The sequence below is a fragment of the Variovorax sp. MSC1_012 genome, from assembly GCF_023667525.1.
GTDB classification, from domain to species: Bacteria; Pseudomonadota; Gammaproteobacteria; order Burkholderiales; family Burkholderiaceae_C; genus Variovorax; species Variovorax beijingensis_B.
On the sequence record NZ_CM174443.1, the window covers coordinates 5,188,943 to 5,207,027 of the forward strand.

19 protein-coding genes are annotated in these 18,085 nt (G+C 66.4%); 8 read left to right on the top strand and 11 right to left on the bottom strand.

Going from position 1 to position 18,085, the window contains the following annotated elements; genetic code table 11:
• Positions 1-4: 4 nt before the first annotated feature.
• The 7 genes from L1081_RS24375 to L1081_RS24405 all read right to left on the bottom strand — a co-directional run bounded on the left by L1081_RS24375 (position 5) and on the right by L1081_RS24405 (position 7,546).
• The gene (locus tag L1081_RS24375; RefSeq protein WP_489414441.1) at positions 5-1,288 is read right to left on the bottom strand and encodes a CpaE/TadZ family protein; all 1,284 of its coding nucleotides are present in this window, start codon (positions 1,286-1,288) and stop codon (positions 5-7) included.
• A 35-nt stretch (positions 1,289-1,323) separates the two neighbouring features.
• Positions 1,324-2,694, bottom strand: coding sequence for a secretin GspD/PilQ domain-containing protein (locus tag L1081_RS24380; protein ID WP_489414442.1), 1,371 nt, complete (start codon positions 2,692-2,694; stop codon positions 1,324-1,326).
• A gap of 48 nt (positions 2,695-2,742) precedes the next feature.
• Positions 2,743-3,738 carry a Flp pilus assembly protein CpaB gene (cpaB, locus tag L1081_RS24385; RefSeq protein WP_489414443.1) on the bottom strand — a complete coding sequence of 332 codons (996 nt, stop codon included), beginning with the start codon at positions 3,736-3,738 and terminating at the stop codon, positions 2,743-2,745.
• 65 nt (positions 3,739-3,803) lie between these two features.
• The gene (locus tag L1081_RS24390) at positions 3,804-4,310 is read right to left on the bottom strand and encodes a prepilin peptidase (protein ID WP_489414444.1); all 507 of its coding nucleotides are present in this window, start codon (positions 4,308-4,310) and stop codon (positions 3,804-3,806) included.
• Between the two features lie 36 nt (positions 4,311-4,346).
• A complete protein-coding gene (locus tag L1081_RS24395; protein ID WP_489414445.1) occupies positions 4,347-4,520 on the bottom strand; it encodes a Flp family type IVb pilin in 174 nt (57 codons plus the stop codon).
• A 414-nt stretch (positions 4,521-4,934) separates the two neighbouring features.
• Positions 4,935-6,365, bottom strand: coding sequence for a L,D-transpeptidase family protein (locus L1081_RS24400; RefSeq protein WP_489414446.1), 1,431 nt, complete (start codon positions 6,363-6,365; stop codon positions 4,935-4,937).
• Positions 6,365-7,546: a tetratricopeptide repeat protein gene (locus L1081_RS24405; RefSeq protein WP_489414447.1), complete on the bottom strand. Its 1,182-nt coding sequence runs from the start codon at positions 7,544-7,546 to the stop codon at positions 6,365-6,367. The genes L1081_RS24400 and L1081_RS24405 overlap by 1 nt, the downstream gene beginning before the upstream one ends.
• Before the next feature lie 361 nt (positions 7,547-7,907).
• Between L1081_RS24405 and L1081_RS24410 the strand changes: the two genes are divergently transcribed.
• Positions 7,908-8,621, top strand: a complete 714-nt coding sequence (locus L1081_RS24410) for a LuxR C-terminal-related transcriptional regulator (RefSeq protein WP_489414448.1) — start codon at positions 7,908-7,910, stop codon at positions 8,619-8,621.
• Between the two features lie 142 nt (positions 8,622-8,763).
• Positions 8,764-9,780 carry a tripartite tricarboxylate transporter substrate-binding protein gene (locus L1081_RS24415; protein WP_489414449.1) on the top strand — a complete coding sequence of 339 codons (1,017 nt, stop codon included), beginning with the start codon at positions 8,764-8,766 and terminating at the stop codon, positions 9,778-9,780.
• 30 nt (positions 9,781-9,810) lie between these two features.
• On the opposite strand, the gene L1081_RS24420 is transcribed toward L1081_RS24415, so the two are convergent.
• Both L1081_RS24420 and L1081_RS24425 read right to left on the bottom strand, forming a co-directional pair.
• The gene (locus L1081_RS24420) at positions 9,811-11,274 is read right to left on the bottom strand and encodes an esterase-like activity of phytase family protein (RefSeq protein WP_489414450.1); all 1,464 of its coding nucleotides are present in this window, start codon (positions 11,272-11,274) and stop codon (positions 9,811-9,813) included.
• A gap of 79 nt (positions 11,275-11,353) precedes the next feature.
• Positions 11,354-12,139 carry an IclR family transcriptional regulator domain-containing protein gene (locus L1081_RS24425; RefSeq protein WP_015867206.1) on the bottom strand — a complete coding sequence of 262 codons (786 nt, stop codon included), beginning with the start codon at positions 12,137-12,139 and terminating at the stop codon, positions 11,354-11,356.
• A 165-nt stretch (positions 12,140-12,304) separates the two neighbouring features.
• Here L1081_RS24425 and L1081_RS24430 point away from each other — a divergent pair, with 165 nt between their 5' ends.
• From L1081_RS24430 to soxR, 5 genes are read left to right on the top strand one after another with little or no spacing between them, the layout of a single operon-like run.
• The gene (locus tag L1081_RS24430) at positions 12,305-13,006 is read left to right on the top strand and encodes a 3-oxoacid CoA-transferase subunit A (protein ID WP_489414451.1); all 702 of its coding nucleotides are present in this window, start codon (positions 12,305-12,307) and stop codon (positions 13,004-13,006) included.
• Positions 13,003-13,653, top strand: a complete 651-nt coding sequence (locus tag L1081_RS24435; RefSeq protein ID WP_209500809.1) for a 3-oxoacid CoA-transferase subunit B — start codon at positions 13,003-13,005, stop codon at positions 13,651-13,653. The genes L1081_RS24430 and L1081_RS24435 overlap by 4 nt, the downstream gene beginning before the upstream one ends.
• Before the next feature lie 37 nt (positions 13,654-13,690).
• Positions 13,691-14,896: a 3-oxoadipyl-CoA thiolase gene (pcaF, locus tag L1081_RS24440; protein WP_489414452.1), complete on the top strand. Its 1,206-nt coding sequence runs from the start codon at positions 13,691-13,693 to the stop codon at positions 14,894-14,896.
• A complete protein-coding gene (locus L1081_RS24445; RefSeq protein ID WP_489414453.1) occupies positions 14,896-15,870 on the top strand; it encodes a tripartite tricarboxylate transporter substrate-binding protein in 975 nt (324 codons plus the stop codon). The genes pcaF and L1081_RS24445 overlap by 1 nt, the downstream gene beginning before the upstream one ends.
• 46 nt (positions 15,871-15,916) lie before the next feature.
• A complete protein-coding gene (soxR, locus tag L1081_RS24450; RefSeq protein WP_436289691.1) occupies positions 15,917-16,399 on the top strand; it encodes a redox-sensitive transcriptional activator SoxR in 483 nt (160 codons plus the stop codon).
• On the opposite strand, the gene L1081_RS24455 is transcribed toward soxR, so the two are convergent.
• Together L1081_RS24455 and L1081_RS24460 are read right to left on the bottom strand one after the other, a co-directional pair.
• Positions 16,380-16,631 (bottom strand): hypothetical protein, encoded by a 252-nt coding sequence (locus tag L1081_RS24455; protein ID WP_489414454.1) that lies wholly within the window; start codon positions 16,629-16,631, stop codon positions 16,380-16,382. The genes soxR and L1081_RS24455 overlap by 20 nt on opposite strands.
• A gap of 68 nt (positions 16,632-16,699) precedes the next feature.
• Positions 16,700-17,440, bottom strand: a complete 741-nt coding sequence (locus tag L1081_RS24460; RefSeq protein ID WP_412511826.1) for a response regulator — start codon at positions 17,438-17,440, stop codon at positions 16,700-16,702.
• A 202-nt stretch (positions 17,441-17,642) separates the two neighbouring features.
• On the opposite strand from L1081_RS24460, the gene L1081_RS24465 reads away from it, so the two are divergent.
• On the top strand, positions 17,643-18,062 hold the full coding sequence (locus L1081_RS24465) for an organic hydroperoxide resistance protein (RefSeq protein ID WP_489414455.1): 420 nt from the start codon (positions 17,643-17,645) through the stop codon (positions 18,060-18,062).
• Positions 18,063-18,085 lie beyond the last annotated feature (23 nt).

The following is an 18,085-nucleotide window of genomic DNA, read 5'->3' on the forward strand; positions in this document are numbered from 1 at the left end:
CGGTTCAACCTTGACTAGAGCTTTTCCAGAAGCCGGCAATTTGCGACATTCGCGCTACCCAACTGGATTCCTTGGCCGGCGGCTGGCCTGCTTCGGGCATGTATTGCTGATTCAGTCCGCGTGCGAGGCCGGCTACGGCCTGCGAATACGCGTCGTTGCGCGCGGTGCGCACCAGCATTTCGCCGCGGCTCGCTGCCGCCAGAAGCTGCGTGCTGCGTGCCGGCAAGACATGGTGCAGCGGCAGTTCGAGCCGCTCGGCAATGTCCTTGGCCGGCAGCCCGACGTGGCTGTCGAACTTGTTGACCACGAGCGACAGCCGATCAGTCTCGACGCCGCGCGTACGCAGTTCCTTGAGCATGTTCGCCGTGGAGACGATCGCGCCGATGCTCTGGTCGCACACAACCCAGCTGCGCTGGGCTGCCTTCACGGTCTGGGCGACGAAATCGAGGGTCGAAAAACCGCCGAGGTCGGCAATCTGAAAATCGAAAAAATCGCCGAGCCGCTTGATCAGTGCTACCGAGTCGGCATGCGAGATCTCGCGCACCTGGGCGAGGCTCGCAGGCAGCGGCAGCACCGCTACGCCGCTCGTATGGTGGGCCAGTGCGGTGTGCAGCAGCGTCTGGTCGAGTCGGCGCAGGTTGCGCACGCCATCGACAAAGCTGAAGCCGCTTTGCGTGTCGAGATACAGAAGGCCGTCGCGAGCCGGCAACCCGAGATCGAGCAACGCCACGCCGCGGCGCGTGTTGCGACCATGAGAAGGCGCGGCCGTTTGGGACAACTGGTCGTTGAGCATCAGCGACAGGCTGGCCGCGAGCGTGGTCACGCCAATGCCTGGGCGGGCGCCGAGCAGTGCGAGCGTGCATCCGCGGGCGCGGCCTTGCATGTTGCTTTGACGATCGAGCAGTTTGCGCAGCGTGTTAATCGCATCCGTTGGCGGCGCGTTCATATCGACGAAATCATCCACGCCGGCACGCAGCGCGGCGAGCATGGAAGCAGGCTCTGCCGAAACGCCCGTCGCCAGCACCGGCAGCGTCGGCCACTCGCGTTTGAGGCGCTGGTGAAGTTCGCTTGCCGCAGTGGCATGGTCTCCCGAGAAATCGAGAAAGACTGCTGCAGGACTGAGCATGGCGATGCGCTCGTCGATCGACTTGGCCTCGGCTGGAAGAATCACCACCGCACCCAGCTGGCCGAGCGCATCGGTCAGCCACGTGACGTGGCTGCTGTTCGGCGATGCGAAGAGATAAGTCTCTGCACCGATTTCAGGGAGGCTGTCGCGTGGAGCGTTCATGGCGTCGGCCACTGGCTTTGTGAAGTTTGTTTCCGTCAACGCGAGAAGCCCGGCACGGTGGTACCCGAAGCCGGCCCCAGCAGATGCGCACGCCATACGGGACCGTCGCGCTGTTCGGCACCACCCGGCAGGTACGGACCAAGATCGGTGCCGCGTGCTATAGGCTTCACCAGATGCGGCGTGACGAGAATCACCAGTTCCTTCTCGCTCATCTGGTACTTGTTCTGCTTGAAGAAGGTTCCGAGCACCGGAATGTCGCCGAGCAGCGGCACCTTGTCGGCGTTGGAGGTGGTGGTGCGGCTCACGAGCCCGCCAATGATGAAGCTCTCGCCATCGCCGAGTTCCACCGTGGTGTCGGCGCGGCGCGTGCTGATGGCCGGCACCGCGACACCGCTGATGCTGAGCGAGTTGGTGTAGTCCAGGTCGCTGGCCTCGGGTGCCACCTTGAGCACGATGCGGTCGTTCGACAGCACGGTGGGCGTGAGCGTGAGGCCGATGCCGAACGGCTTGTATTCGATGCTGGTGGTACCCAGGCCTTGCGGTGCGGGAACGGGCAGTTCGCCGCCGGCCAGGAAGCTCGCGCTCTGGCCCGACAGCGCCACCAGCGTGGGCTCGGCAAGCACGCGGGCCATGCCGTTGCCTTCGAGGAAGCCGACGTTCAGGCCAATGCCGGCCTTGCCGAAGTTGAACAAGAGGCTGAAGGCCTGGGCGAGCGGGTTGTTGTATTCCCCGCTGATCGAGCCGTCGCTTGCGAACGTTGTGGAGCGCAGCGACGACGGCGTGAACACGCCGAAGCTGAAGCCGTTGGAATTGGCGCGCGTGCTGAAGATGTTGAGGCCGGCCTGCTTGAGCACGCTGCGGTTGAACTCGACAATCTTGACTTCGACCTGCACGGTGCTGCTTCGCACATTGACGACGGAGCGGTCGATCAACGCCGTTTTTTCTCCGCCGGCGGCCATGGCCGCGTCGCGCGCTTCCTGGTGCGCAGTCATGCTGTTGAGCGAACCGGAGAGCGTGGAGGCGCGGCGCCGGACTTCGAGTGCATAGACCGTCGCGGTCGGCTGGCCCTTCTCCCAGATCATGAGCGTGGTCCGGCCCGCGGCCTTGCCGGTGACGATGAGGCGCGCGGCCGGCGAGTTGGGCGATTGGCGGGTGAGCGCGACACCGGCCACCGTCTCGTCGGCGATGGCCATGCGCTCGATGCCCTTGCTGATCAGCAGTTCTTTTTGCGTGCCGGCGTCGATCCGCAGTTGCAGCGCGGGGCGGGCAGATGCCGCCTCTGCCGCCGCCTCTGCGGCGGCGGACACCCCAGGCCAGACGCCCGATGCCAGCAAGCACAGCACCACGAGTGTGGGACGCAGGGGACGTGCCGGACCGGTTGTCTTCGCTCGAAAGGCGATCGTCATGATGTTCGTTTCCTGAGTGGCGTGCATGGGCGTGCCACTTGTTTCTGATCAGTAATTGATGGTTTCGCTGCGGTCGCCGCGAATGACTTCGACCTTGAGCCCGCCGCGGGACTCACCGGTGCGGGCCGTCGGAGTCCGCACGGCAGTGATGGCCGGCGCGCGCGAGGCGCCCGGCTTGCCGCCGGTCACGAAATCTGCCGTGGTGACGCCGGCCTGCGCGCGGTCCAAACCTTCGAGTTGCGGGCGGCGCGGTTCGCCGGCTTTGGGCGGAGGCGGCTGCAGGGCGGTGGGCAGCTCGGCAAAGAGCTTCGGATCGGGTTCCGACATGTCGGTGGGGTTGCGCAGCGCCAGCAGCAAGCGGCCGCTGTTTTCAGCCAGGGTCAGCCGGTTGATGTCGTCTACCGGCACGGCAAGCACGGCGGTCCGGGCCGCCTCGGCGCGCTGAGCCTGCTGCTGCGCGGTTCCGTTCTTGTCCATCTTGGAAGGCAAACCGTCGACGGAAGCGCTGCCATAGGCCAGCACACGCTTGCGCGACAGAAGCAGGCGCGCTTGACTGCGGTCGATATCCTTTTCTCTGCCGTCGGCCTTGAGCATCAGAAAGACATCGACGAAGTCGCCAGGTTGGACTTGGTTTCCCACACCCATGATCTCGTCGGCCTTGATGGCGAACGCGCGCTCGCCCGTAGCAACGCGCAGGGCCAAGCCAGAAACCAGTTGGCCTTCGAGAAGCGGGGAACCTTCACTCAGATCGATCACTGGTACGCGTCCTTCGAGTGACGCCGTTTCCTTAAAAGCTCCCGCGGGGTTGATGGTTAGGTTCTCAATGCGAAGCGCGTTAGCCGGGATCGCATGGCCGGCGGGTAGCGGCTTGGCCGCAACGACCACCGGGAAAGTCTGCGCTTGGGCAGCCTTGGCGGACGTGGTTGAGGAGGGGACGACTGCGACGGCCGGAGGGGGCTGACGGCTGAGCATCCATGCATAGCCGCCAAGCGCGATGGCCAGGAGCACGAGGATAGCGGCGATGATTTTGGTCAGATTGATCATTGGGCGGCGTGTCGAAGAAGGAGCATTCGAGAGCTATCGATGAACAGCTCGTGGTGACGGAGCGATTAGCTACCCTGTCGACCCCAAACCATCCACACCGCGGCGGCCAGCGCGAGATAGGCCGCATATGGAATGAAGCGCACTCGGGTGAGCGGCGGATTGGCTTTTGCAGTAGGCGAGGGCCCGAAAAGCATGAGAGAGAGCCGCGGTGAAACGGGCCAGCGCTGGAGCACAAGCCAAAGCCCAGCGTGCAAACCGGCGAAAACGCTGCCGATGATCCAAACAGGGAGCAATGCCCATAGCCCCACCCACAGTCCGAGAGCACCAGCGAATTTCACGTCACCCGCTCCCATGAGCCCGAGGGCATAAAAGAGGAGTAGTAACGCGAAGCCGACTCCTGCACCTAGCAAGGCGTTGGTCCAATCGTGTCCGAGCGGCCCTGTTCCCCAAGCTAGGGCTGCAAATGCCAAAGCGGCGCCTGCGAGCACAAGCCAATTGGGAACGCGACGTTGACGAAAATCGTAAACGGCAACAAGGAGAAGCCAGAGCAGGCAAGCGGACGTCAATGTCATTGTGTTGGCGCCGTCTCGGACCCTTGCACGACCTGCTTAAACGGCGGCTTTTAGCTTTGTTGAAATTCTTCCAAAAAGGCCCGACAAATCCGTACCAAGTGCAGTCAGGGCAACGGCAATTCCAATTGCTACCAAGCCCGCAATAAGCCCATATTCAATTGCAGTAGCACCTTCTTCATCGCGCAGAAAACGAGTAATAGAGCGAAGCATGATTTCCCCTTAAAAAGTGTTAACAAGAGAGGCTGGCCAAGTGGATGTTATACAGCGTAACTCCGTGTATCAACAACAGTAACCCGTGGGTTCGAGGCCTTCCTGTGGTAGGCCTTACGGTCTAAGCAGGAAGGCGGCCAGCCCTTTGCCGTCCCCAGGAAGTACCCCCGCTCGAGAGTGGGAGTAACAGTCCTGAGACACATTTTTCCCTCTGACACGGTGTGTGCGCATCCCATGAATGGGTGAACAACGTTACGTTCCTTGGGAACATTCAAACCGCCCTTGTTACGGGAACAAAGTCGTTACGCGTTACGTAGCACGGGGTTGTAACGGTAGATGTAACGCCCAAGATAGGTGTATCTCTTGTGCAAAAAGTCACACCTGTGGGGTACCTACCCCTCTGCCAAGAGGGTCTCAGCCGAGGATTTCTTCGTGGAAAAGCTTCCACTCGCTGCCTTGGCGCAGCCAGTATTGGCGCCGGGTGCGCCCGCTTTTCTCGCCTTCGAAGACTTCGCCGAACGTGGCGACCATGGTGTCGTCGCCATCGCGCCAATGCAGGAAGGACATGTCCTTGAACTGCACGCGTTTGCCCTGGGCATATTCCACTTCGTCGTGGAGCACCGAAAAGCCGTCGGTGTTTTTCTTGTTGCTGCTGCTGCTGCGCTGAAAGTCGGGCAAATAGAATTTCTTCAATTGCGCTTCATTTCCATTGGCCCTGGCATCTTTCCAGGCCGAAATTGCGCTGGTGAAGGTCTGGGCTTCCTTTTCGGCCTGCGGGCGCGGAATCCACTGCAGGCTGGGCGCGGTGACCACGGGGGTGGCGCCGATCTGCACCTTGCGCAGCAACTGCTTCAGGTCGGGGTTGGCCATGACGACGCAGCCGTCGCTGGCCAGCGGCGCGCGCGAGAACTGCTGGGGCGGGGTGCCATGCAGCCAGATGCCGCTGCCGGTCTTGCCGCGCCGCACGTCGTAGGGGTTGGGGTAGTTGATGGGCAGGGCACCAGCGCCATAGAAGTCGCGCAGCGACTTGGGGTCGAGGCTGCTGGTGACGTAGTAAACGCCCAACGGCGTCCGCGCATCGCCTTCGGTGGCCTTGCCGATGCCCGACTTGCCGACCGACACGTAGTAGTCGGCCACCAGCTGCAGGCCCTTGTCGGAGTTCTCGAGCAGGTAGAGCCGCGAGCGCGAGGCGTCGACTGCAATGGCGTAGCGGCTGCGGGTGGACAGTGCCAGGAACTGCGAAGGCACGGTGCCGGCCGGCGGCCGCTCGCGCAGGGCCTGCAGGCGCCGGCGGGACTCCTCGCGCAGGTCGGCCATGGCTGGGTCGCTGCGCAGCCGTCCGATGCCGGTGGCGTCGGAAAAGGCGTGCGCAGGCGGCACCTGGGTGGCGAGCAGGTCGGCATAGACGAGCTGCGCGAGCTGGAAGTTGGGATAGTCCCGCACCAGGTCACGGGCCTTGGCCAGCGCAGGGCGCGGCTGGCCGCGTCCGAACAGTTCGTAGACGGCGATCAGGCGGGCTTCGGCGCTGCTGGCCTGTTGCAAGGCTGCGGAAGATGAACCGGCTGCCGCCTTGCTGCGCGGGGCACCCTTGACTGCCGCGGCGGTTCTTGCGTCTGCCGCGGAAGCCTTTCTTGTTGCCCTGGCCTTGGCTTCCCTGGCGGCCGGGCGGGTGGCGGAAGCCTTGGCCTTGGCACCACTGGCTTTCGCGCTCGCGGGCTTGGTCGATGCGGCCGCGCCGGCAGATGCCAGCAGCAGGGCCGATGCCGCCATGAGCGCGGCAAGCATGTTCGCGCCGCGCCGCAGCGCAGGGTTCCGAAGCCGGCTGCGCCGGACGATGTCTGCCACTAGCCGCCGACGCTTTCCTTGCGGATGTGCCACTGGTTGCCGGCGCGTTGCAGCTCCAGCGTCTTGCGGCTCGAGATGTTGAGGTTGTCGGCGCGGTAGATCTGGCGGAACTTGGCGGTTGCGGCCTGCCCGTTGACGCTGATCACGAGGTTCTCGATGTTCACGCTGATGCTCGACTTGCCGACGATGCGCGCGCGGCGTTCTTCTTCCCAGCTCTTGCGGCTTTGTCCGCCGGGGTTGAAGTCGGGGCCGTAGGCGGCAAGGTAGCGGTCCATGTCCTGGCCGGCCCATGCGGCGGCCCATCCGCGCACGGCCGATTCGACTTCGGCCGTGGAGTTGGAAGAGGGCGCAGCAGCCGGTGCGGGTGCGGGCGCTGCCGGCACCGAAGCAGCCTCGGGTGCCTTGGCCACCACCGTGGGCGGCGGCGGTGGTGCTGCGGGCACTGGTGCGGCGGCGGGGGCCGCTGCTGCCTTGACGGGTGCAGGTGCTGGCGCAGGCGTGGGCGCCGGCGCGGCAGGCGCCTTGGCGACGGGCGCGGGTGCCGGAGCAGGTGCCGCCGCCTTCGCAGCCGGTGCCGCACGGGGCGTGGCCTCGGGCGCAGCCGCCGCGACGACGGCCGAGGGCTTGCCGCCAGCCGGCGCCGGCGTGAACAGGGTGCGGATCACCGCGAGCTTGGGCTGCACCGCGGTGTTGTTCTGGTCGAGCTGCAGCGCCTTGCTGTAGGCCTGGCTGGCCAGCCGCGCATACACGTCGCCGAGGTTCTCTTGCGCGGTGGCGTAGCTCGGGTTGGTGCGAATCGCGCTTTCGAGCGCGCCGCGTGCCTTGTCGAACTGGTTCTGGCTCGCGTAGATGACGGCGAGGTTGTTGTACGGCTCGGGCAGTTCGGGCGCGTCCTGCGTGAGCTGGGTGAAGGCGGCAATGGCCTCGGCGCGCTTGCCGGTGTCGAGCTGGATCACGCCCTTGAGGAAGCGCATCTGCGGGTCCCTGGGCTTGTCCTTCAGGAACGCATCAGCGCGGGTCATGGCCTCGTCGAGCTTGCCGGCCTGCATGAGCCGGTCGACTTCGTCGTGCTCAGCGGCGGCGAGCACGGGCAATGCGATGCCACAGGCGGCGGCCAGGAGCAGGGCACGCACGGTGGGAGAAAAGCTGAAGCGCGTGCGCGGCAGGGGGCTCTTGGGCATTGCGGACAAGACCTCGTGTGGGGGAAGGGATGATGCGGCAGGGATTGTAAGTGGGGGAGTAACCTTCGGACACAGTGCGGACACTCGAATTGACCGCTTCAAACCTGTGTGGCCGAGGGGCGCGCTACGTAACGCGCGCAGTAGCAAATACGTAACACGAGGCCACAAAACAGCCGTTCCAGCTGCATCTTCCAAGCCTCTGAAAAGCGGGGCCGGAACCGGTTCGCCAATGAAAACCGAAGTGCCTGCGTGCATCGAAGTACCGGGCGCCACGCCGGCCTCCCTGGCCGGGCATCGTTCATGCAATGTTCAAGCCAAAGATCAATCTCGGTACGCCTTGTGCGGCCGAAAGGAAGTGCGCGTGGCCAATCAGATATCCGTCGGCAGCCTTGGTGCTGGCATGCGCGGTGGCGCCCTCGTTGTCGAGGGCAGCCCGAGCGTGTCCGAACGCATGCGGCGCATCCTTGCCGCGGTGGCGCCGGGCTTGCAGCTGGCAGCCGCTTCGACGCAGGCCGAGGCCCGCTTCATGCTGGCCGCGCAGGCCTTCAGCTTCGTGCTCGTGGGCATGGACGGGCCGGATGGCGATGGCGCGGCATTGATCCGCCACGTGCGCACGGCCCATCCGCACATCGACGCCATCGCCATGTCGGAAGCCGACGATGACTGCCTGGTGGGCGCCGCCATTGCCGCGGGTGCGGTGGGCTATGTGCTGACCGAAGCCGACGATGCCGAACTCGCGTTCCTGCTGCGCTCCATCGAACGCGGCGGCGCGCCGGTGGATTCGCGCATTGCGCGCCGCATCCTCGGCCTGTTCGCTGCCTCCGCCCAGCCGAAGCCGATCGCCATCCAGCGCGTGCCCGAAAGCCCCGCACAGGGCAAGCCGCTGCTGTCGCCGCGCGAGCTGAAAGTGCTGCGCCTCATTGCCCAGGGCTGGAGCAACCAGCAGATCGCCGAGGCCGTGTCGCTTTCCGTCAACACCATCGAATTTCACGCGAAGAACATCTACCGCAAGCTGTCCGTCAAGTCGCGGACCCAGGCGGTGCACCAGGCCACGCAGCAGGGCCTTTTCAACTGATACGGATCGAGGCGAGGAGGCAGGCGCGGGGCGTGCCTGCAGCAGGGTCAACGGTTGCGCAATGCAGCATGATCCTGTAACGTTCTGTAAGTGCAACGTCAGCAACGTTGCCGGAATCTCTCCCACTCTTTCTGGAGCCATCGTGAAGGTCACCAAACGCCGCTTGCTCGAAAGCGGCGCAGCAGCAGTTGCCGCATCGCTTTTTGCACCCGCTTCGTGGGCCCAGCGCGCCGGCACCGCCGCTGTCGGCGGCGACGCCACCTGGCCGAGCAAGCCGGTTCGCATCCTCGTGGGGTTTCCCGCAGGCGCATCGCCCGACCTGGCGGCGCGTGCCATTGCCGAGCCGCTGTCGAAGATCCTGCGCCAGCCGGTGACGGTCGAGAACAAGCCCGGCGCCAGCGGCAACCTGGTGGCCGACCAGGTGGCCAAGGCGACCGACGACCACACCATCGGCGCGCTGATCAACGGCAATCTCACCATTGCCAGGCTGCTCAATCCCAAGCTGAGCTTCGACCCCGAGAAAGACTTTGCGCCGGTCGGCATGATCGGCACCGCGCCGCTGGTGCTGGTGGTGTCGGGCAACGCCCCGGGCAAGACGTCGGCCGAACAGCTGCTATGGGTGCGCAACCTCGGCAGCGGCGGCAAGTACGGCACGCCGGGGGTGGGCACGGTGGGCCACCTGGGCATGGAACTCATCAAGAGCCGCGCCGCCATCACCGCGCAGCACAAGCCCTATACGGGCAACCCGCAGGTCATTGCGGGCCTGCTGGCGGGCGAGATCCAGCTGGCCCTGCTGCCGCCCGGGCTCGCCCTGCCGCACGTCAAGTCGGGAAAGATCAAGGCCATTGGTGTGACTTCGCCCGAGCGCAGTCCGCTGGCGGGCGAGCTGCCGACCATCCGCGACGCCGACGTGCGCGGCGCCGACCTGGAAATCTGGACCGCGCTGGCCGCGCCCGCGAGCATGAAGCCCGCGGCCATCGCCAGGCTCAACGCCGCGCTGGTCGAAGTCATCAGCTCGCCCGACGTGAGCCAGGCGCTGCTGAAGACCGGCTGGCAGGCCCAGCCCGGCTCGCCCGACGCGCTGGCCAAGCGCATGCGTGCCGACACCACGCGCCTGGGCGGCGTGATCATCATGAAGGGCATCCACTCGGAGGGCTGATGCCCTCCGGGTTCCGCACCGGGCGCGTCGTCAGGTCTTCGGCGTGCCGCGCTTGAACAGCGGCTGCTCGAAGCGGATCGTGACGATCTCGGTGTCGTCCGGCTTGCCGGGCACGCGGCCGTCCTCGGTCGGGAAGTTGGTGTCGATGGCGACGGCGAGCGTGTAGTCGTCGACCACCTCGACGCTCTCGACGGAGTCGAAGGGCATGCTGAACTTGCCGTTCGCGACGTTGGCCAGCGGACCGCCGATGTCGGCGGGGTCGGAGATGTTCAGCAGGTCGACCAGCAGCGTCTTCTTGAGCACGCCGTCGGCGTCCTTCACGTCCAGATCCACCATGTAGAGGCGCTTGACCACGGCTTTCGAGCCGTAGAGGCTGTCGCGCTCGATCAGCACGAACCTGTTGCCGCCGATGTTGGTCATGTCGCCGATGACGATCTGGTTGTCCTTGGCAGGCCCGTCCTTTCTGTAGACCGGGTTCTTGCCGGTGTAGAGCATCGAGGCGGGATCGAACTCGAAGAAGTTCAGGTAGCGCTCATCGTCGGCCACCGGACGCAGCGAAGCCAGCGAAGGCGCTGCCTCGGGCACCGCGTAGAGGCGGGTCTTGTCGCCGTTGAAGGCCAGGCTCTCGAAGCCGCGGCTCGAAAGCGATGTCGCGGTGGCGCCTTCGTTCATCACCAGCGGGTTGGACGGACTGCGCAGGAAAGGATGCGGCACCGGGTCGCCCATCAGCGTGCCGTCCTTGTCGAAGTGCAGGATGTAGGGGCCGAACTCCTCGCCCACGAAATACGTGCCGTCGTTCGCGCGGGCGATCGACTCGACGTCGAGATCGAAGCCCGTCAGCAGGCGCCCGCTGACGATGCGCGAGTCCACCGGCTTGCCGCTGTCGACGAGGTTGTTGCCCGAGACCGTCTGGTAGTTGGCGAAGTCGGCGGTGATCTTCAGGTCCACGCCCTTGCCGTCCCTCAGGAAGCCCTTGGCGTCGTTGAAGGCGACATGGCTGTTGGCCTTCACGGTGCCGGGAACGGTCGTGCCGTTGGACGCGGTGCGCAAGTCGATGCTGACGTTGTAGAAGCCGACCACGAAGTCGCCGGAGTTGCTCTTGCTGCCGTAGCCGTTGTCGGGCATGGCGGTCCAGGTGCCGTCATCGTTCTTCAGCAGCGCCGAGAAGCCGGGCAGCGGCTGGCCGTCGACGAAGGGCGGCGTCACGCCGAGCGCGGCAGTGATGAACTGGCCCGTGGTCGGGCCGGGCCAGCGGAATGTATCGGCCAGGGAGGCCCAACCGGTCAGCTTGTGAGGCAATCCCGCGCTGTTGTCCTGCGGTGGCTGGGGCGCAGGTGCGGGCGCAGGCGCTGGTGCCGGAGCAGGTGCACCCACCAACGGCGGAAAGGCGATGCCGCCTCCACTGCCGCCGCCGCACGCGGCAAGGGCAGCAGAAGAAACGACCGCCAGCATCAGGTGGCGCGGCAGGCTCGACGAGGCGAAGCGAATAGACATGAACGGACCCTCCCATGGTTCTTGGTGCGCAGCGCAATCTAAGAAACCGATGTGACGTGTCCATGAATACCCATCCGGATCAGAGCAAGCGTGAAATCCGGTCTGCCGCTTCGCGCAGCGCCGGCAGGATCGTCTCCTGCATCACCTTGGCGCTGGTGCGGTTGGCCTGCCCGCTGATGTTCAGCGCGGCCACCATGCGGCCCTGCCGGTTGACGATGGGCGCGGCCACGGAGATCAGGCCTTCCTCGAGCTCCTGGTTCACCAGGCACCACTGCTGCCTCCGCGCCTGCGCCACCTTGGCCATGAGCGCGTCCACGTCGGTCACCGTGTGCTTGGTGAGCGCCTGGCGGTCGGAGGCCTCTAGCCGCGCGCGCACCTCTTCGTCGTCCAGGTCGGCCAGCAGCAGCCGGCCGAGCGAGGTGCAGTAGGCCGGCAGGCGCGAGCCCACGCCGAGGCTGATGTGCATGATCTTCTTGGTCGGAACGCGCATCACGTAGACGATGTCGGTGGCATCCAGCACCGCGGCCGAGCAGGACTCCTGCACCTGCTGCACCAGCGCTTCCATCACCGGCTCGGCGCGGTTCCAGATCGGCATCGAGGAAAGATACGCAAAGCCCAGGTCGAGGATGCGCGGCGTGAGCGTGAAAAGCTTGCCGTCGCTCACCACGTAGCCCAGCGTCTGCAGCGTGAGCAGGATGCGCCGCGCGCCTGCCCGCGTGAGGCCGCTGGCGGCCGCCACCTCGCTGAGCGTCTGGCGCGGCGCGCTTTCGCTGAACGAGCGGATCACCTGAAGCCCGCGCGCGAACGACTGCACGTAGCTGTCGCCGGGGGCGGGAGTCTCTGTTTGCGGGGTATGGGTTGCCATGTGGAACGATCCTCTTTAGAATTCATTATACGAACAAATGTTCTTTATACGAACAAATCGGCGATTCACGGAATATGGAATCGGCCCGGTCTGCTCGGATGGTTGGGGCAGGTCGTTCGCACGGTTCGATTTCTCTTTCTTTCCTCACTCCCGGAGACAGGCTTCATGATCAACAAGATCGCGCGCTCGGTCGCCGATGCCCTGGCAGGCATCCCAGACGGCGCCACGGTTCTCATCGGCGGTTTCGGCACCGCCGGCATTCCCGGCGAACTCATCGACGGTCTCGTCGAGCAGGGCGCCAGGGACCTCACCGTCGTCAACAACAATGCCGGCAACGGCGAAACCGGCCTGGCCGCGCTGCTCAAGGCCGGCCGCGTGCGCAAGATCATCTGCAGCTTTCCGCGCCAGGCCGACAGCCAGGTGTTCGACGGGCTCTACCGCAGCGGCAAGATCGAACTCGAACTGGTGCCCCAGGGCAACCTGGCCGAGCGCATCCGCGCCGCGGGTGCGGGCATCGGCGCCTTCTTCTGCCCCACGGGCTACGGCACGCAGCTCGCGGGCAACCGCGAAACCCGCGAGATCGACGGCAAGCAGTACGTGCTCGAGTACCCCATCCATGGCGACGTGGCGCTCATCAAGGCCGAGCGCGGCGACCGCTGGGGCAACCTGGTCTACCGCAAGGCCGCGCGCAACTTCGGCCCGGTGATGGCCATGGCCGCAAAGAAGACCATTGCCACCGTGCACGACATCGCCGAGCTCGGCACCCTCGACCCCGAGACCGTCGTGACCCCGGGCATCTTCGTGCACCAGGTGGTGCGCATCGAACGCGTGGCCACCCAGGCCGGCGGTTTCAAGAAGGCAGCATGACCATGACAACCTACCAACGTCGCACCAAGGACCAGCTCGCAGCCCGCGTGGCGCAGGACATCTTCGACGGCGCCGTCGTCAACCTCGGCATCGGCCAGCCCACGCTGGTGGCCAACCACCTGCCCAAGGGCCGCGAGGTCATCCTGCAGAGCGAGAACGGCATCCTCGGCATGGGCCCCGCGCCCGAGGCCGGCCAAGAAGACTACGACCTCATCAACGCCGGCAAGCAGCCCGTCACGCTGCTGCCGGGCGGCTCGTTCTTCCACCATGCCGACAGCTTCGCGATGATGCGCGGCGGCCACCTCGACATCTGCGTGCTCGGCGCGTTCCAGGTGTCGGCCACGGGCGACCTGGCCAACTGGCACACCGGCGAGAAAGACGCGATTCCCGCGGTCGGCGGCGCCATGGACCTGGCCATCGGCGCCAAGCAGACCTGGGTCATGATGGACCTGCTCACCAAGCAGGGCGCGAGCAAGCTGGTGAAGGAATGCAGCTATCCGCTGACCGGCATCGCCTGCGTCAAGCGCGTGTACTCCGACCTGGCCACGCTCGAATGCACGCCCGAGGGCCTGAAGCTCGTCGACCTGGTCGAGGGCCTCAGCCGCGAAGAGCTCGAAAAGCTGGTCGGCCTGCCGATCGCTGCCTGACCCCATTCAAGTAAGTAATCAGAGAGAGACAGCTCACATGACCACCCAAGCCTTCATCTGCGACGCCGTTCGCACCCCCTTCGGCCGCTACGGCGGTTCGCTCAGCGGCGTGCGCGCCGACGACCTGGGCGCCGTGCCGCTCAAGGCGCTGATGGAACGCAACAAGAACGTCGACTGGCAGGCCGTGAGCGACGTGCTCTACGGCTGCGCCAACCAGGCCGGCGAAGACAACCGCAACGTCGCGCGCATGTCGGCGCTGCTCGCGGGCCTGCCGCTAGAAATCGGCGGAGGCACCATCAACCGCCTGTGCGGCTCGGGTCTCGATGCCGTGGGCACCGCGGCGCGTGCCATCCGCGCGGGCGAGGCCGGCCTCATGATTGCCGGCGGCGTCGAGAGCATGAGCCGCGCGCCCTTCGTCATGCCCAAGGCCGAGAGCGCCTTCAGCCGCAACAACGCGGTGTACGACACCACCATCGGCTGGCGCTTCGTCAACAAGCTCATGAAGGCGCAGTACGGCGTCGACTCCATGCCCGAGACGGCCGAGAACGTGGCCACCGACTACAAGATCGAGCGCGAGGCGCAGGACCTGATGGCGCTCAACTCGCAGCTGCGCGCCGTGGCCTCGCAGAAGTCCGGCTTCTTCGACGCCGAGATCGTGCCCGTGACCGTGCCGCAGAAAAAGGGCGACGCCATCATCGTCAACAAGGACGAGCATCCGCGCGAAACCAGCCTCGAATCGCTGGCCAGGCTCAAGGGCGTGGTGCGCCCCGACGGCACCGTGACCGCCGGCAACGCCAGCGGCGTGAACGACGGCGCCTGCGCGCTGCTCCTGGCCGACGAAGCCAGCGCCGCCAGGCATGGCTTGATGCCGCGCGCCCGCGTGGTCGGCATGGCCACCGCCGGCGTCGCGCCGCGCGTGATGGGCATCGGCCCGGCGCCCGCCACGCAGAAGGTGCTGGCGCTCACCGGCCTCACGCTCGACCAGCTCGACGTGATCGAACTCAACGAAGCCTTCGCGGCGCAGGGCCTTGCCGTGCTGCGCCTGCTGGGCCTGCAGGACAACGACCCGCGCGTCAACATCAACGGCGGCGCCATCGCGCTCGGCCACCCGCTGGGCGCCAGCGGCGCACGCCTGGCCACCACCGCGGTCAACCAGCTGCACAAGGGCGGCGGCCGCTATGCGCTGTGCACGATGTGCATCGGCGTGGGGCAGGGCATTGCCGTGATCCTGGAACGCGTCTGATGGACCGCGCCCGACGCGGCCTGCTGCTGGGGCTGCTGGCGGCGGCAGGGCTGCCGGCGCACGCGCAGAACGACGCCCGGCCGATCCGCATCGTCGTGCCCTTTGCGGCCGGCGGCGGCAACGACGTGTTCGCGCGCCAGATGGCCAAGGGCCTGGGCGAGCTGCGCAGGCAGGGCGTCATCGTCGACAACAAGCCCGGCGCGGGCGGCAACCTCGGCACCGAGCAGGTGGTGCGCAGCACGCCCGACGGCAGCACGCTGCTGCTGGGCCACACGGGCACCGTGTCGATCAACCCGGCGCTCTACAAGGGCCTGAAGTTCGACGCGCGCAAGGACCTGCTGCCCGTGGCCATGTTCGCTTCGTCCGCGCTGGTGCTCGTGGTGCCCGCCGCATCGAAGATCCGCACCGTGGCCGATCTCGTCGCCGAGGCCAGGGCGCGGCCGGGCCTGCTCGACTACGCATCGAGCGGCAGCGGCACCGGTGGCCACCTGACCGGCGAACTCTTCGCGCAGCGCACCGGCACCCGGATCAATCACATCCCCTACAAGGGCACCAACCCCGGCCTTACCGACCTGGCGGGCGGGCAGGTGCAGATGATGTTCAGCGTCGTTCCGCCTGCGCTCGCGCTGGTCAAGGGCGGCCGGCTGCGCGCCATTGCGGTCACCGGCGCAAAGCGCCTGCCTTCGCTGCCCGACGTGCCCACCGTGGCCGAGTCGGGCCTGCGCGAACTCGCGGGCTTCGAGAGCACGCTGACCTACGGCATCCTCGCCCCGCGCGGCACGCCGGATGCCTTCGTGAAGGAGCTTTCGGCGCAGATGCTCCAAGTGGCGGGCAGTCCTGAATTCCAGTCGCGCCTCGACGTGGAAGGCGCCGTGCCGCTGCTCGGCGGCCCGGCCGAATACGCTGCCCTCATCGCGAAGGAAAGTGCGCTGTGGGCGGGCATCGTCAAGGCTTCCGGCGCCACCGTCGAGTGAGCACGTGGCCTCCAGCCCTCAACTAAAGTCGAGGGCTAGAGGCCCCATGAAATCCAAGCCAGCAGAACCACCGCACGATTTTCCCGCCACGTTGTCCGTGGGCGAAGTCGCGCAGCGCAGCGGGGTGCCGGTGTCCACCCTTCATTTCTACGAATCCAAGGGGCTCATCGCGAGCCACCGGGCGCCCAGCAACCACCGCCGCTATGGGCGCGACGTGCTCCGGCGCGTGGCGTTCATCCGCGTCGCGCAGCGGGTGGGCATTGCGCTGGCCGACATCGCCGAGGCCCTGGCCACGCTGCCCACCTCGGCCGCGCCCAGCCGCGCGGACTGGGCGCGGCTTTCCGCCGGCTGGCGCGCGGAGCTGGACGAACGCATGGCCCAGCTCAAGAAGCTGCGCGACACGCTGGACGACTGCATCGGCTGCGGCTGCCTGTCGATCGACCGCTGCCGGCTGCGAAATCCGGCCGACAAGCTGTCGTCGGAAGGGCCCGGCGCCCGCCGCCTGGTGATCAGGCGCGCGGAGGACTGAGGGCCCGTTCTTCTTCGCGGATGGGGAGCAGCGACATCAGTTCGTTTGTCTCCGCTGCAGACATCGCAAGCACCAGCCGTTCGAACTCGGCGCGGTAGCAAGGCAGCATCAGTGCCGCCGTCAGCGCATGGATGCCGTCGCTCTGCGCAAGGTGCGCATGGCAGGCCGAAATGCTTCGATGGATCTGGAGCGCCTGCGCGACGCGGGCGGAGGGTTGCGGGTCATGGTTCATGCCGCGCAATGTGCAGCCTCAACCTAACTTGAGGTCAAGCGGAATGCAGAAGAAGCCCAGGTTCGCGGTCAGTCCATGGCTTCGACGGCCGAAGCGAGCACATAGCCTTCGCTGCGCACGGTCTTGATGTAGCGGGGCTCGCGGGCATCGTCGCGCAGGCGCTGGCGCAGCCGGCTCACGAGCAGGTCGATGGAGCGCTCGAAGAGCTCGGCCTCGCGGCCCTGGGTGAGGCTCAGCAGCTGGTCGCGGCTCAGCACCTTCTGCGGATGGTCGAGGAACACGCGCAGCAGCCGGTATTCGGCGCCGCTCAGCGCCACCATTACGCCGCTGTCGTCGATCAGGTGGCGCGCCACCGTGTCGACCTGCCATTCGCCGAAGGCCAGTTTCTGGGAGGGTTCGACCGCGCCCATGTTCGGCGGCAGCATGCGCGTGCGCCGCATCACGGCGCGCAGGCGCGCGAGCAGCTCGCGTGCGGAAAAAGGCTTGGCCAGGTAGTCGTCGGCGCCCATCTCCAGGCCCAGGATGCGGTCGGCCTCCTCGCTGCGCGCGGTCAGCATCAGGATGGGCGTGGCCTTGTACTTGCCGGTGCGCAGGTCGCGGCAGAGCGTGAGCCCGTCTTCGCCGGGCAGCATCAGGTCGAGGATGATCAGGTCGAACGGGCCCGACTCTTCGAGCGCGGCGCGCATGTGGCGGCCGGTGGGCACCGCGACCACGCGCAAGCCGTTCTTCACCAGGTAGGTGGTGAGCAGTTCGCGGATTTCCCGGTCGTCGTCGACGATGAGGATGTGGTCGGAGGTCTTTGGCGTCATGGCAGTGAGCAGGAAGGGTGGGTGCGGGAAGCGCCCCGCAGCCGCAATGTAGCCTCCCGCCCGCTCTGGGCCGGGGGTTTTGTATTCGCAAGTATCTGGCGCGGCGGGCGCCGTACACAGCCATACGCAATCTGCGCGGGCAGGGGGAAGGCGGCCCAACAATCCCTGCGTTCCCGAACCAACCCTTCCCAAGGAAATCACCATGACCCGCATCGAAAAAGTTCTCTACACCGGCAAGACCCGCACCTCTTCGGGGGGCCGCGACGGCGAGGCGCGCAGCTCCGACGGCCGCCTGGACATCAAGCTCTCGTCGCCCGGCAGCGCCGGCAGCGGCACCAACCCGGAGCAGCTGTTCGCGGCCGGCTGGTCGGCCTGCTTCATCGGCGCCATGGGCAAGGCGGCAGGCAAGATGAAGGTCGCATTGCCGCCCGACCTGGCCGTCGATGCCGAAGTCGACCTGGGCACGGCGGGCGGCGAGTACTTCCTGCAGGCGCGCCTGAACGTGAGCCTGCCGGGCCTGGACCGCGAAGTGGCGCAGGCGCTGACGGACGCGGCGCACCAGACCTGCCCCTATTCGAAGGCCACACGCGGCAATATCGACGTTTCCATCCACCTGGTGTGAGCCAGCGGCGGCGTGCAGAGCCA

Bases quoted from the DNA above. Each gene is read 5' to 3' on its own strand.
- L1081_RS24375 (WP_489414441.1), bottom strand. From the start codon at position 1,288: ATGAACGCTCCACGCGACAGCCTCCCTGAAATCGGTGCAGAGACTTAT.
- L1081_RS24380 (WP_489414442.1), bottom strand. From the start codon at position 2,694: ATGACGATCGCCTTTCGAGCGAAGACAACCGGTCCGGCACGTCCCCTG.
- cpaB (WP_489414443.1), bottom strand. From the start codon at position 3,738: ATGATCAATCTGACCAAAATCATCGCCGCTATCCTCGTGCTCCTGGCC.
- L1081_RS24390 (WP_489414444.1), bottom strand. From the start codon at position 4,310: ATGACATTGACGTCCGCTTGCCTGCTCTGGCTTCTCCTTGTTGCCGTT.
- L1081_RS24395 (WP_489414445.1), bottom strand. From the start codon at position 4,520: ATGCTTCGCTCTATTACTCGTTTTCTGCGCGATGAAGAAGGTGCTACT.
- L1081_RS24405 (WP_489414447.1), bottom strand. From the start codon at position 7,546: ATGCCCAAGAGCCCCCTGCCGCGCACGCGCTTCAGCTTTTCTCCCACC.
- L1081_RS24420 (WP_489414450.1), bottom strand. From the start codon at position 11,274: ATGTCTATTCGCTTCGCCTCGTCGAGCCTGCCGCGCCACCTGATGCTG.
- L1081_RS24425 (WP_015867206.1), bottom strand. From the start codon at position 12,139: ATGGCAACCCATACCCCGCAAACAGAGACTCCCGCCCCCGGCGACAGC.
- L1081_RS24430 (WP_489414451.1), top strand. From the start codon at position 12,305: ATGATCAACAAGATCGCGCGCTCGGTCGCCGATGCCCTGGCAGGCATC.
- L1081_RS24435 (WP_209500809.1), top strand. From the start codon at position 13,003: ATGACCATGACAACCTACCAACGTCGCACCAAGGACCAGCTCGCAGCC.
- pcaF (WP_489414452.1), top strand. From the start codon at position 13,691: ATGACCACCCAAGCCTTCATCTGCGACGCCGTTCGCACCCCCTTCGGC.
- L1081_RS24445 (WP_489414453.1), top strand. From the start codon at position 14,896: ATGGACCGCGCCCGACGCGGCCTGCTGCTGGGGCTGCTGGCGGCGGCA.
- soxR (WP_436289691.1), top strand. From the start codon at position 15,917: ATGAAATCCAAGCCAGCAGAACCACCGCACGATTTTCCCGCCACGTTG.
- L1081_RS24455 (WP_489414454.1), bottom strand. From the start codon at position 16,631: ATGAACCATGACCCGCAACCCTCCGCCCGCGTCGCGCAGGCGCTCCAG.
- L1081_RS24460 (WP_412511826.1), bottom strand. From the start codon at position 17,440: ATGACGCCAAAGACCTCCGACCACATCCTCATCGTCGACGACGACCGG.
- L1081_RS24465 (WP_489414455.1), top strand. From the start codon at position 17,643: ATGACCCGCATCGAAAAAGTTCTCTACACCGGCAAGACCCGCACCTCT.